The 12105-nt window shown below is 63.3% G+C and carries 13 protein-coding genes; 11 read left to right on the top strand and 2 right to left on the bottom strand.

Features of this window, described 5'->3' with window-relative positions:
• Positions 1 to 276, bottom strand: a 276-nt coding sequence (locus B0D78_RS11575) for a helix-turn-helix domain-containing protein (RefSeq protein ID WP_143521727.1), incomplete at its 3' end; no start/stop codon positions are given.
• A gap of 228 nt (positions 277 to 504) precedes the next feature.
• Here B0D78_RS11575 and rplU point away from each other — a divergent pair.
• From rplU to pgsW, 10 genes are all read left to right on the top strand, one after another.
• Positions 505 to 819: a 50S ribosomal protein L21 gene (rplU, locus tag B0D78_RS11570; RefSeq protein ID WP_078017101.1), complete on the top strand. Its 315-nt coding sequence runs from the start codon at positions 505 to 507 to the stop codon at positions 817 to 819.
• Positions 816 to 1139 carry a ribosomal-processing cysteine protease Prp gene (locus B0D78_RS11565; RefSeq protein WP_078017100.1) on the top strand — a complete coding sequence of 108 codons (324 nt, stop codon included), beginning with the start codon at positions 816 to 818 and terminating at the stop codon, positions 1137 to 1139. The genes rplU and B0D78_RS11565 overlap by 4 nt, the downstream gene beginning before the upstream one ends.
• Positions 1139 to 1414, top strand: coding sequence for a 50S ribosomal protein L27 (rpmA, locus tag B0D78_RS11560; protein WP_078017099.1), 276 nt, complete (start codon positions 1139 to 1141; stop codon positions 1412 to 1414). Before B0D78_RS11565 ends, rpmA begins: the two co-directional genes overlap by 1 nt.
• A gap of 257 nt (positions 1415 to 1671) precedes the next feature.
• The gene (obgE, locus tag B0D78_RS11555; protein ID WP_078017098.1) at positions 1672 to 2973 is read left to right on the top strand and encodes a GTPase ObgE; all 1302 of its coding nucleotides are present in this window, start codon (positions 1672 to 1674) and stop codon (positions 2971 to 2973) included.
• A 2-nt stretch (positions 2974 to 2975) separates the two neighbouring features.
• Entirely contained in the window at positions 2976 to 3641 is a 666-nt protein-coding gene (nadD, locus tag B0D78_RS11550) for a nicotinate-nucleotide adenylyltransferase (protein WP_078017097.1), read from the top strand.
• On the top strand, positions 3638 to 4951 hold the full coding sequence (locus tag B0D78_RS11545; RefSeq protein WP_078017096.1) for an LCP family protein: 1314 nt from the start codon (positions 3638 to 3640) through the stop codon (positions 4949 to 4951). Before nadD ends, B0D78_RS11545 begins: the two co-directional genes overlap by 4 nt.
• A gap of 17 nt (positions 4952 to 4968) precedes the next feature.
• Entirely contained in the window at positions 4969 to 5322 is a 354-nt protein-coding gene (rsfS, locus tag B0D78_RS11540; RefSeq protein ID WP_078017095.1) for a ribosome silencing factor, read from the top strand.
• A 101-nt stretch (positions 5323 to 5423) separates the two neighbouring features.
• Positions 5424 to 6419 (top strand): Mur ligase family protein, encoded by a 996-nt coding sequence (locus B0D78_RS11535; protein ID WP_078017094.1) that lies wholly within the window; start codon positions 5424 to 5426, stop codon positions 6417 to 6419.
• Positions 6416 to 6853 (top strand): poly-gamma-glutamate biosynthesis protein PgsC/CapC, encoded by a 438-nt coding sequence (locus tag B0D78_RS11530; protein WP_078017093.1) that lies wholly within the window; start codon positions 6416 to 6418, stop codon positions 6851 to 6853. Before B0D78_RS11535 ends, B0D78_RS11530 begins: the two co-directional genes overlap by 4 nt.
• On the top strand, positions 6850 to 7890 hold the full coding sequence (gene pgsW / locus B0D78_RS11525) for a poly-gamma-glutamate system protein (RefSeq protein WP_168170125.1): 1041 nt from the start codon (positions 6850 to 6852) through the stop codon (positions 7888 to 7890). The genes B0D78_RS11530 and pgsW overlap by 4 nt, the downstream gene beginning before the upstream one ends.
• Positions 7891 to 7937: 47 nt before the next feature.
• Here pgsW and B0D78_RS11520 read toward each other — a convergent pair whose 3' ends face one another.
• Positions 7938 to 8930, bottom strand: coding sequence for a biotin--[acetyl-CoA-carboxylase] ligase (locus B0D78_RS11520; protein WP_078017091.1), 993 nt, complete (start codon positions 8928 to 8930; stop codon positions 7938 to 7940).
• Positions 8931 to 9557: 627 nt separating this feature from the next.
• Between B0D78_RS11520 and B0D78_RS11510 the strand changes: the two genes are divergently transcribed.
• Positions 9558 to 12105, top strand: a 2548-nt coding sequence (locus B0D78_RS11510; protein ID WP_256385775.1) for an ESPR-type extended signal peptide-containing protein, incomplete at its 3' end; no start/stop codon positions are given.

Genomic DNA, 12105 nt, shown 5'->3' with positions numbered 1-12105 from the left:
AGAGGTGTTACAAAGGGAAGTAACGGAGCAGTCATACCGGTGAAGGCAGCAGTTTGCTGTCCGGCCATAACAGCCTTTGAAGACAGTCTCTGCATGTTTTCTGATCTCTCTGGAGATCGTACTCGGCGACTTCAGAACTGTTGAGGCAATACTTCTGAGAGATTCTCGCCGGTTGAGGGCGCTTTCAATGGCTTTTCTTTCAGCCAGAGTCAAATGTTTGTTCATGATGATGAACTCCTTTCCGAGATCTGTTGTCTCGTAAGAAAGGTCTTTCATCAATTCAGACTAAATGCAAGCTCCTTTTAATTCAGATTTAATGCAACGGGGTACCGGATGTTGCGTTGCATTTACCTTGAAGAATTTCACTTTTTCTTTGGAGAAAAATCGCGATGAAGTCTTTGTTGACGAATTCGTCGCCAACGGATAAAATGACATAGTTATTCCGCATGGCAGAGGTTGTAAACTCATTCGAGTACCTGCGCCAGCGAGAGGAGGAAAAAAAACATGTACGCAATCATCGAAACAGGCGGCAAACAGTACAGAGTGGCCCCCGGCGAGAAGATCCTGGTCGAGAAACTGGGCCTTGAAGCCGGCGCGACCGTGACCTTCGACAAGGTCCTCCTGGTCGGCAAGGACGACGGCGTCTCCGTCGGCGCTCCCTTCGTGTCCGGCGCGACCGTGACGGGAACGGTGGAAGAAGAGGGCAAGGCCAAGAAGGTCATCGTCTTCAAGTACAAGAACAAGACCAACCAGCGCCGCTTCCGCGGCCATCGCCAGCCGTTCACGGCAGTGACGATCGACAGCGTCAACGCTGAGTGACGGTCATCGAAGTTTATCGCCGCGGCGGCGTCCCCACCGGCTTGCGCGTTTACGGCCACAGCGGCTGCGCGGAGTCGGGCGCCGACGTGGTGTGCGCCGCCGTCAGCGTCCTTGTGCAGACGCTGCATATCGGGCTGGCGGACGTCCTCGGGCAGAACCCGGAACGCAAGATCGACGAAGAAAACGCCTCGATCGAGCTGCGTTGGGACAATGCGGACGTCGAAAGCGTGCGCGTCCTCTCGGAAACGATCGTCCGCGCGCTCTATGAAACGGCGCAGTCGTACGGAAGCTACGTCAAATATGTGGAGGTGTCTTTGTAATGCTCTTTGAAAGAATGGACCTGCAGTTTTTCGCTCATAAAAAAGGTCAGGGAAACAGCACCAACGGCCGCGATTCCAATCCCCAGTACCGGGGCGTGAAAAAGTCGGGAGGATGCGTCGTCAAGGCCGGCAACATCCTGGTCAGACAGTGCGGCACCAAGTTCCATCCCGGCACAAACGTCGGACTCGGCAAAGACTACACGCTTTTTGCCCTCAAGGACGGCGTCGTCAAGTTTACTACAAAGGGTGCTCGAAAAGTCGTCGGAGTCGAGTAAATCCCTTTGCCGCTCTGCGGCACTCCGATTTCTCGTGGACCCTTGTATCGGCAGGGGTCCATTTTTTGTAACCGCTCCCGTTGCGTTTATTTATCGAACGATACTGATTCTTGAGAGAAAGTATTGACATAGTTTGCCGGGCGCTGCGAGGGCATTCAGTCCTTCCCCCCCCCTCGACTGCTGTGCGGCCCGCTTTGCGAATTTCCCCCGCAGCACCCTTATGTTCGGCTTTTCAATTAAGAAGTAGTATAAAAGAGGTGTTCACCCTGAAATTTGTTGATCTCGTGCGGATCCATGTCAAAGCCGGTCACGGCGGCGACGGCTGCGTCAGCTTCCGCCGCGAAAAGTTTGTCCCCAAAGGCGGCCCCGACGGCGGCAACGGCGGCGACGGCGGCAGCGTCATCGTCGAGGCCGCGCAGAATCTGCTGACGCTCGCCGATTATCAGTACACTCGCCGCTTCGCCGCCGAGCGCGGCGTGTCCGGCAGCGGCGCCCTGTGTTACGGCGCCAACGGCAAGGATTTGACGATCTACGTCCCCTGCGGCACGGTCGTTTACGACGCCGGCGCCGACGCGCCGCTGGCCGACCTCGTCGAGCCGGGGGACCGCTGCGTCGTCGCCAGGGGAGGCCGCGGCGGCAAGGGCAACGCCCATTTCGCCAGTTCGCAGCGGCGCGCCCCGCGCTTTTCGGAAAAAGGCGAAGCGGGCGAGGAGCGGGACGTCACATTCGAGCTGAAGATGATCGCCGACGTGGCCCTGGTCGGCCTTCCCAACGCCGGCAAGAGCAGCCTGCTCAAAGCCATCTCCAACGCCAACCCGAAGATCGCCGGCTATCCTTTTACGACCCTGACGCCCAATCTCGGCGTCCTCGCCGTCGACGATCAAAAAATCATCCTCGCCGACGTGCCCGGCCTGATCGAAGGCGCGCACGAGAACAAGGGATTGGGACTGTACTTCCTGCGCCATATCGAACGGACGCGGGTGAACGTCCACGTCCTCGACCTTTCGGACGGGGACTTCGATACCATCGTGAAACAGTGGAACGTCGTGCTCGACGAGTTCCGGCACTACGGCACCGGACTGGCCGAGCGCCCCTGCCTCATCGCTCTCAACAAGGCCGATCTGCTTCCCGATCGGGACGTGATCCGGCAGCTGCGGGAGTTTTTCTCGGTCAAAGGGCTCCAGGTGATCGTCACCAGCGCACTTCGCGGCGACGGCATCGGAGAGCTCATCGGCGAGATCGTCAGAGTTGTCCGCGCCAATCCGCGCCCCAAAGGCTCGTACCGTCTCTACGACATCCCCCTCGACGTCGATTCGATTCCCGCCGGCAAGCCCCGCATCGTCAAAGAGGACGAGGGCGTTTACCGCGTCGTCCATCCCCGCATCGAAAAAGCCGTGGCCCGCTACGACTTCAGCCAGGAAGAAGCGCCGCTGCGCCTGCAGCGCCTGCTGCGGCAGTTCAAGGTGGAAGACCTGCTCGAAGAAGCCGGCGCCGCGACCGGCGACACCGTCAACATCGGCGGGACGTCCTTCACCTTCGAGCCGGAAAGGGCCTTGTGACGATGGCGGCTGAGGCTGAGGAGGCGTCGGTGCTGCGTATCGGCATCATGGGGGGGACCTTCGACCCCATCCATTTCGGCCACCTGCTCGCGGCGCAGGAAGCGCTCGTCAGGCTTTCCCTGCAGCAGGTCATTTTCGTCCCCACCGGGAATTCCTATCAGAAAACCTACCGTTCCGTCACTCCGGCCGAAGAGCGCTATATGATGACGTTCCTGGCCACGCTCGACAATCCCAAGTTCTCCGTCTCGCGCCTCGAGATCGACCGCGAGGATCCCAGCCATACCGTGGACACGCTGCGCGAAATGCGCTACTGGTACGCGGACCAGGCGGTCGAGTTCTTCTTCATTACCGGCATCGACGCGCTGATGAGCATGGACACCTGGACGGAATACGAGAAGATCCCCGAGCTCTGCACGATCGTGGCCGCCAACCGTCCCGGCTACGACTACGAACATTACAATCTCGACAACCTCCCGGAAAAGGTGCGGTCGCGCGTCCTGCGCCTCGAGATCCCGCTGCTGTCCATTTCCAGCACGGAGATCCGCCACCGCGTCGCCGCCGGGGAAAACCTCAGGTACCTGCTGCCGCATCCGGTCGAGCAGTACATTTACAAGCGCGGCCTCTACAAAGACGAAGATCCTGGAAGGGATGTGGTCCTGAAAAAATGAGACGCGGAAGCATAATCCTCACCGTCCTCATCGCGCTCGCCGCCTTCGCGGTCGGCGCCACTTACCGCTTGTATTCCCTCGTCACGGCGGACGTGGGGGAGATCAAAAAGGCCATCAACTTCGACGAACGGCACGGCACGGTGAACGTCCTGGTCCTCGGCGTCGACGAGGTCGAGGCCGTTCACCGCTCCGACACGATCATCCTGGCCAGGGTCGATATCGACCGCAAAACGGCCTCGATCATGTCGATCCCGCGCGATACGAGGGTTTCCATCAAGGGACGCAAGCAGCCGCAAAAGATCAATCATGCCTACGCTTTCGGCGGGATCGAGCTGCTGCGCGACACGGTGATCAACCTGACGGGAGTGCCCGTCAACTATTATCTGGTCCTGAACTACGCTTCCTTCCCCAAGATCGTCGACGCGATCGGCGGCGTGGACATCGACGTGCCGCGGCGCATGCAGTACACCGACCGCGCCCAGAACCTCCACATCGATTTCGCGCCGGGCAAACGCCACATGAACGGCGTCGACGGGCTCAAATACGTGCGCTTCCGGCACGACAGCCTGGGAGACATCGGCCGCATGAAGCGCCAGCAGGAATTCGCCAAAGCCTTTCTCGACAAGGTGAAATCGCCGGCGATCCTGCCGCGGATCCCCGAGCTGATCGAGCTCGTCCTTTCGGAAATCAACACCGACATCCCCGTCAAGACGGCGTTGCAGCTCGCCGGACAGCTGAAAGACATGAAGCTGGGCAACGTGCGTTTCTTTACGATGCCGGGCTCGACCGCCTACATCGACGGCCTGAGCTACTTTGTGGCGGACCTGCAGCGGGCGTCGCGGGAAATGGATCCCAATTCCGTTCTGAGCGCCGACAAAGACGCCGGGGACCGTGCGGATCCGAAAGGCACGGACGAACCGCCGACGCCCGAGACGGATCCCGTCGGCGGCTCCATCGAGCCGCCCGGAGACTTGAGCGAGATCGCCTCCCGTTTCAAAGAGCCGATCGCCATCCTCAACGGCACGGGCAGGCCGGGACTGGGGAAACAGTTCACGACGCTGTTCGAAAAGGCCGGCATCGAAGTCGCCTTTACCGGCAACGCCAAACACGCGGATTTCCGCTACTGCCTGGTCCAGTACCCGGAAAAAGGCGATTCCGGCCTGGCCAGAGAGCTGGCCAAACTGTGCGGCATCTCCGAAGGGCTCGTCCGCAAGGCGAACATCACCTATCCCGCGGCGCTGATCCTCGGCAAGAACAACAGCAAAGACGTAATGGCGCGGATCGAAGCCCTGCTGGCGAAGCGGCAGTGAGTCAAAGGAGTCATTTCATGAACGAGAATATTTACAAGGTTCAAGAGGAGATCGTCAACGCGCTCCTCGACAAAAGAGCGCTGGACGTCCTCACCATGGACGTCGGCGCGGTCACGCCGCTGGCCGACGGTTTCATCGTCGCCTCGGGCAATTCGGACGTTCACATGGGCGCCCTCGTCAACGCCGTCACCGATTGCCTCGACAGGCTGCGCGCGGATTACCGCGTCGAAGGCGCGATGAGCTCCCAGTGGACGCTGATCGACGCCGGCGACCTCGTGATCCACATTTTCAGCGTCAAAGCCCGCGAGTTCTACAAGGTGGAGCGCCTGTGGGGCGACGTCCCGGTCCAGCGTTACGAGAGCCGCGATTAGAAAACGGAAAAACTGCCGCGAGGTCTTCTGGCTCGGCGGCAGTTTTTCAATGGGAATTTTTGGGGATTTTCGGTTGTCTGTACCGTAAGGAGGAATGAGACATGCCCGCTGCTATTCGCGTCGCCGTCACGGGCAGCCGCGGCAAAAGCGGCGTCGTCCGCCTGATCCACGCGGCGCTGCGCGGCTGCGGCCGGCGCGCTTACGGCCGCATCACCGGCGTCGTGCCGCGCGAACTGGGCCCCGATTCCGAGCGTCCGATCCTGCGCCCCGGCGGCGCCAACATCTCCGAGATGAAATGGTGGCTGCGCTCGCTTCCCGCCGACGCCGAAGCCGTCGTTTTGGAAAACAGCGCCGTCTCACCGGAACTGCAGGGCCTGTGCGCCCTGTGGCTGAAACCCGCCGTCACCGTGCTCACCAACATCCGCCCCGACCACGAAGCCTTTTGGGGGCCGGGCGAGCTCGACGTGCTGCGGGCGCTGTCGCGCGCCCTGCCGCGCGGCGGGGTCGTCGCGGTCCCGGCGGAGCTGGCGGAAAATCCCGCCATGCGGCTTCTTGCGGAGGAAAAAAATCTTGCCGTCCTGCCGGCGCAAAAAATCCCCGGCCTGCCGCCGCATCTCAGCGCCAACATGGGGCTGGCGCTGGTGGCGTGCCGCTTCTGCGGCCTCGACGAAGGGCGCTGTCTCGAGTCCATGAAGCGCCTGCCGCCCGATCTCGCGGATTTCCGCGTGCTCGGCGTCGGCGGGGGAGAACTGGCTTTCGCGTTTTCGGCCAACGACGTCGTCACGACCGAAGAGCTGTTCCGCTCCACGGGCTGGCGCCGGGAAGATACGGGCGTCCTCTTCAACCACCGTTCCGACCGCGTCGACCGCTTCCGCTGCTTCGAGGGCTGGATGCGCGCACATCCCTGGCGCGAAGTGCTGATCATCGGCGACCGGCCGCCGCGCGCGCGGCTGCGCTGCGATTTCTGGCGCGGCGGCGACGTGAACGCGCTGGCCCGCCGTCTCGACGGCGCGCGCTGGCTGGGCTGCGGCAACACGGTCTACGGCCTGCCGCTGGTCCTCAAACTGACCTGCGAAGAAGGAGGGCTTCGGCTGTGAACGATCTCGGCATCCTCACCATCGGCATCGGCATCGCCGTCTCCATGATCTGCGACTGGCGCACCGGATACGGCAGCGGCGGGCTCGTTTCCGCGGGAACGATCGCGCTGACGCTGTACAGCCCGCTCCGCGTCGGCGTCAGCCTGCTCGCCGCGCTGCTGATCTGGCCGCCGCTCGATTTCGCCGTCAGGCGCTGGGGCCTGCACGGCCGCGCCCGCGTCGGCTGGGCCATGCTGATGGCTCTGGCGCTCCGCCTGGCCGCGGGGAACTTCGTGCAGCCGCTGCCGTGGCTGGGCTGGGTCATCCCCGGCCTGATCGCCGCCGACATGCAGCGCCAGGGCGTCGTGGAGACGCTTTCGGCGCTGACGGCCGTCTCCGTGCTGACGGCCTTCGCGTCGCAATGGCTGTTCCGGTTGGGGGGCGCGCTGTCATGAAGCTGGCCGGACTTGAAGAGTACAAAAAGCGCCAGCGCGCCGCCGTGCGTCGGAACCGGCTGCTCCTGCTGGCGCTGGCCGCCGTTTCGGCCGCGCTCTGGTTCTGGGCCGGCGGCGGCCTGTCGGCCCGGGAGCGCACGCTGATGAGCTCCGTGCACGAGGCGCAAAAATTTCTCTACGATCTGCGCGTGCGCGGCGGCAGCGGATTCGAAAGAAGCGACGACCCGTACCGGACCGGTTTCATCGGTCTGGAATGGAGCCCCCTCAGCACGACGCTCGGCGCCCTTCCCGCCAAGCGCACGGCCTGCGACCCGCGCTGGTCGGTGGTGGTGCGCCGCTGGATGGAATCGCTGGGCGTGCAGCCCGGCGACTGCGTGGCCGTCTATTCGTCCTCGTCGTTCCCGGGCATGGCCTTCAACGTTTTGAAGGCGCTGGAGTCGCTCGGCGCGCAGCCGCTGCTCGTGGTCTCCCTGGGCTCCTCGACCTGGGGCGCCAACGATCCCGATTTCCCGTGGCCGGCGCTCGAAAAGGAACTGCGTTCGGCCGGCTTCCTGCGCACGCAGGCGCACGCCTACACGCCCGGCGGCGGCCGCGACCTCGGCGGCGGCATCCCGGAGGAAGCAATGGCAGTCCTGCGGCGTGCGGCGGCGGAGAATCATGTGCCGCTGATCGTCAAAAATTCCCTCGAAGAAGTGATCCAGTGGAAAATGGATCTGCTCGCGCGGCACCACGCGAAGGCGCTCGTCAGCATCGGCGGTTCGGAGAGCAACCTCGGCCCCGGCAACGACATTCTGCGCCTGCGCCCCGGGCTGCACCGTTCCGGCCGCGCCGGCAGCGGCGTGATCGGCCGGGCTTTGCAGGCCGGTTATCCGGTCGTGCACCTGCTGAACATCAAGGGCCTCGCCGCCGCCACCGGCGTGCCCTTCGACGCGCCGCCCGGCGCGGTTTTTCACGGCGCGCGCAGCCTCTGGGCTTCGCTGGCCTGCCTCGCGGCGTTCGTCGCCGTCATGGCGTTTTACAAAAGATGGAGTTTTTAAAAGGGAACGGCGAGATCGGGAAAACTTTTCCCGCCCTCGCCGTTTTTTTATGCCGAGCCGCCGCGCGGCTTCACGGAGACTTCGCCGGACTGCAGATATTCTTCGGCGCCGTCCTCGTAGCGCACGTGCAGCCGGAACTCGCCGTCGATGTCCAGCGCGCGCGCCGGACGGCGCTCCGCCCCGCTGACGACGTCAACGTCCTTGCCCGACAGGAACGAGCGCTCCCGGTAACCTTGCAGGAACGCTTTTTCGCCCAGATTTTCGTAGGAACGCCAGAAGCGTTCAATGATCTCCGCAACGATCCGATTGCGCAGGACGGGATCGTAATCCGCCTCGCCGAAGACGCTGGTCACGATCGGTTCCAGCTCGTCGGGAAAGCCGCCCGCCGGCGGGCGCATGTTGACGCCGATGCCGAGCACCGCGTAGGCGAGGCGGTTCGTCTCCATGTCGAACGCCGCTTCGGTGAGGATGCCGCACGCCTTTTTGCCGCGCAGATAGACGTCGTTGACCCATTTGATCTGCGCGCGCCGTCCCGTAACGTGTTCGATGGCTTCCGCCACGGCCACCGCGGCGGCCGTCGTGACGTACAGCGACTGCGAGGCGCCGCACGACGGCCGCAGCAGCAGGCTCATGTAGACGCCGCTGCCGGCGGGGGAGTAAAAGCGGCGCTCCATGCGCCCCCTGCCGGCCGTCTGTTCCGCGGCGACGAGGATCTTCCCCTCCGGCGCGCCGCCTTCGGCCATCGTCTTGAGCACCGTGTTGGTGCTGGTCACGGTCTTGCGGACTTCAACGTCCCAGCAGGCCGCCCGGCGCGAAAAATATTTTTCGACCGCCTGCGGCGACAGCAGGTCGGGCGTTTCGTTGAGGCGATAGCCGCGCCGCGTCACGGCGTCGATGGAGCAGCCCTCGTCCTGCAGCGACTTCACCGCCCGCCAGACCGCGTTGCGGCTCAGCGAAAGCCGGCGGGCCAGAGCCTCGCCCGACACGTAGCGCCCCTGTGAAAGTTCGAGGGTTTTCAGCACTTCTTCTTTCGTCGTCATGATTCCCTCCCGTCGCAGCGCGCCGGCCGCGCCGACGCGCCGATATGCGTGCCGTTTCTCGTTTCCAGTATAAACCGAAGGCGGGGCAAAAGCCAGCGATGTTCTTCGCCCGCCGCCCCGCACGTGAAGAATTTGCCGCCCGCCGAAAAAGGGGAAAAAACAAAATGAATCCGCTGAGGATACATTGAAGAAGGCGCCGGACGTTTTCAAAATGGGAACGTCCGGCGCCTTCTTTTTTACGTTCTGAAAGTTCCGGCGGACATCTGGCATCATGCCGGATCGCGCAAGCCTGCGGGGCCGGGAGCAGAAAATGGAACAAAACGGGCTATGTAAACAATAAGACATCTTTACGCGGGGGGGGGTGATGATATGATACCCTTAATTGTTAATTACAATTTGAATATACGCGAGTTATCAGTTTGCATTCGACGAACCCGTGAACGACGGATCCTCTTCTTCGAAGAGATTTGAAACAATCTCAACGGGCCGCGTCGAGAAAGTCCTGAGGACGCGGCGGAAAAATTTGCGACGGGAGGGGATCCATGCGAACGAAACCTTGCGGGAAAAACTGCCGAAGAACTTCGTTCTTCGGCTTATTTTATGATATTGCCTAAGGAGAGTGCACGTATGAACAAGATTTACAAGGTCATCTGGAGCAGGGTCAGGCGCTGCTATGTGGTCGTTTCGGAACTGGTCAGGCGCAACCACAAGAACAGCGGCGGCTGCAGCAGCGTGTCCCTGACGGGAGTGCTGTGCGCGGCGGCCGTCGCCGGCGCGGTTTGGGCGTCGCCGCTGCCGGCAGGCGCCCACGATAACGTGAACGGCACCGGCCCCGGCGTCACCATCGGCACCGGCAGTACGACGCATAGAGCCACCGACGTCGCCGTCGGCAGCAACGCGTCGGCCACCGCGCCGACCACGGGCGAGACGGACTCGGGCGCCACGGCGACGGGCGTCCATGCCAAGGCGCTGGGGAAAAATTCGACAGCCTTTGGCTACAAGGCGCAGGCTTCTATTATCTATTCCGGAGCGGGCACGCAGGGGGCTATAGGCTCCACGGCCATAGGCGCGTTCTCCGTGGGCGGGGCCAATTATGCAACTGCCCTGGGGCAGGGTGCAAACGTGCAGTGGGGCGGCGACTACAGCGTCGCGTTGGGGCAGGCTTCCGTCGTCAACCGCAAGACCAACGACATCCAGGCGGGGTACCTTGCCCCGTCCGGCGCTATCGGCAGCGCGAATGAGTATATTTGGAAAGCGAATCGGGGCGTAGTATCTATCGGTTACCTCGCCGACGGTGTACATAATACCCGCCAGATCATGGGCCTGGCCGCCGGCACCGAAGACACCGACGCGGTCAACGTGGCGCAGCTGAAGGCGGCGTACACCCATTATTACAGCGTGAATTCCTCCGAACAGGGACGCGGCAGCAACTATGCCAACGACGGCGCCACAGGAACGAATTCTCTGGCGGCGGGGCCGAATGCCGCCGCTAACGGCGCGGGCGACGTGGCCGTGGGCTACGGCGCGCAAACGGACCCGGCGGCGCAGGGCAACAATATTGCCATCGGCACCTCCGGAAAGGTGACCCGTGGGGCCGACAGCGTCGCCATCGGCCATGGGGCCGAGGCCAATTCGGCCAACGGCGGCATGATCGCCTTGGGCAAAAACGCGGTCGTCGCCGCTTCCGCCCACGCAAACGCCATCGCCGTCGGCACCGGCAGTTCCGTGGCCGGGGACGGGCTGGCCCTCGGGCCTTCGGCGTCCGTGACCGCGTCTTCCACCACGGACGGCAGCGGCATCGCTATCGGTAAATCGGCCAAGGTGGACGCCAAAGAGGGCGGCATCGCCATCGGCAAAGGCGCAACCGCAACCAATACTTCCGGCAATCAGGGGGCTCCGATCGCCATCGGCATGAATTCCAACGTGACCGGCATCCAGAGCATGGCCATCGGCTACGGGGCGAAAACCGAAGGCAATCAGCAGAAAGCGGTCGCCATCGGCGCCGAAGCGAAAACGACGGGAAGCAGCCGATATGCTACTGTAGTCGGCGCGGAGGCCAATGCCAGCATGGAAAGAGCCTCTGCGCTGGGGTATCAGGCTTCGGTAACGGCCCAGGGCGGCGTGGCCTTGGGCGCGGGGAGCGTTGCGGATCGTACTCAGCATGTCAGCGCCGCGACCAACCCCTACATCCCTTCCACCGCGGGCACCGCGCAGCAGAACGCCGTCAACGCCACCAAGGCCACGGACGGCGCGGTCAGCGTGGGCGCAAAGGGCAGCACGAGCAATCCCGCTGCCCGGCGGCAGATCATCAACGTGGCCGCCGGCTCCGAAGACACTGACGCGGTGAACGTGGCGCAGCTGAAGGCGGCCATCACGGCGGCCGGTCCCGCGATCCACGATTACAGCGTCAATTCCGTGGACGCGGCGTTCGATAGCAACTACAACAACGGCGGCGCGACCGGCGCCGACGCCATGGCGGCGGGCGTGAACGCCGCGGCGCAGGGAAAGAGTGCTGCGGCCGTGGGCAAAGAAGCCAAGGCGATCGGCGACAATTCGCTCGCTGTGGGATCGACCGCCCAGGCAAAGACCGCGTTTGATATGGCCATCGGCGGCGGCGCCATTGCCAACGGCGGCCCGGCCAGCATCGGCGACGAGGGCGGTTCCGCGCTGGCCATCGGCTCCAAGGCCAAGGCGGAAGGCACGAACGCGATCAGTATCGGCAACAGCGCCCAGGCCACGCAAAAATCCGCCATTGCCGTGGGAGGCAGCGCGACTGGCGATTCTTCCACGACGCTCGGCTATGTGACAACCGCATCCGGAACAAGCTCCACCGCGGTGGGCTATTATGCCCAGGCGACCGGGAATCAAAGCACGGCAATCGGTACCACGGCTCAGGCAGGAAGCATCGGAGCCGTGGCTATCGGCAATGGAGCGAATGCCGCGGCTTCCGCGGGCGACGTCGCTCTGGGCGCCGGTTCGGAAACGGCGGCGGCAGCGGGGACTGCTTCCTATACGGTCAACGGGCAGACGAAGAACTTTGCGGGAACCAGTCCGTCTTCTACGGTCAGCGTGGGCAAATCCGGCACGGAGCGCACGATCACCAACGTGGCGGCCGGGCGTATCAGCGGCAACTCTACGGACGCCGTCAACGGCAGCCAGCTGTTCGGCGTCATCG

Origin of the sequence: Pyramidobacter sp. C12-8 (assembly GCF_002007215.1) — a bacterium.
GTDB lineage: Bacteria > Synergistota > Synergistia > Synergistales > Dethiosulfovibrionaceae > Pyramidobacter.
Note: the sequence above shows the minus strand (reverse complement) of the source record. Positions and strands in the feature narration are given on the sequence as shown.

What these genes read in the sequence shown, in the direction of transcription:
- rplU (WP_078017101.1), top strand. Translation starts at nt 505, where the DNA reads ATGTACGCAATCATCGAAACAGGCGGCAAACAGTACAGAGTGGCCCCC.
- nadD (WP_078017097.1), top strand. Translation starts at nt 2,976, where the DNA reads ATGGCGGCTGAGGCTGAGGAGGCGTCGGTGCTGCGTATCGGCATCATG.
- B0D78_RS11520 (WP_078017091.1), bottom strand. Translation starts at nt 8,930, where the DNA reads ATGACGACGAAAGAAGAAGTGCTGAAAACCCTCGAACTTTCACAGGGG.
- B0D78_RS11545 (WP_078017096.1), top strand. Translation starts at nt 3,638, where the DNA reads ATGAGACGCGGAAGCATAATCCTCACCGTCCTCATCGCGCTCGCCGCC.
- B0D78_RS11535 (WP_078017094.1), top strand. Translation starts at nt 5,424, where the DNA reads ATGCCCGCTGCTATTCGCGTCGCCGTCACGGGCAGCCGCGGCAAAAGC.
- rsfS (WP_078017095.1), top strand. Translation starts at nt 4,969, where the DNA reads ATGAACGAGAATATTTACAAGGTTCAAGAGGAGATCGTCAACGCGCTC.
- pgsW (WP_168170125.1), top strand. Translation starts at nt 6,850, where the DNA reads ATGAAGCTGGCCGGACTTGAAGAGTACAAAAAGCGCCAGCGCGCCGCC.
- rpmA (WP_078017099.1), top strand. Translation starts at nt 1,139, where the DNA reads ATGCTCTTTGAAAGAATGGACCTGCAGTTTTTCGCTCATAAAAAAGGT.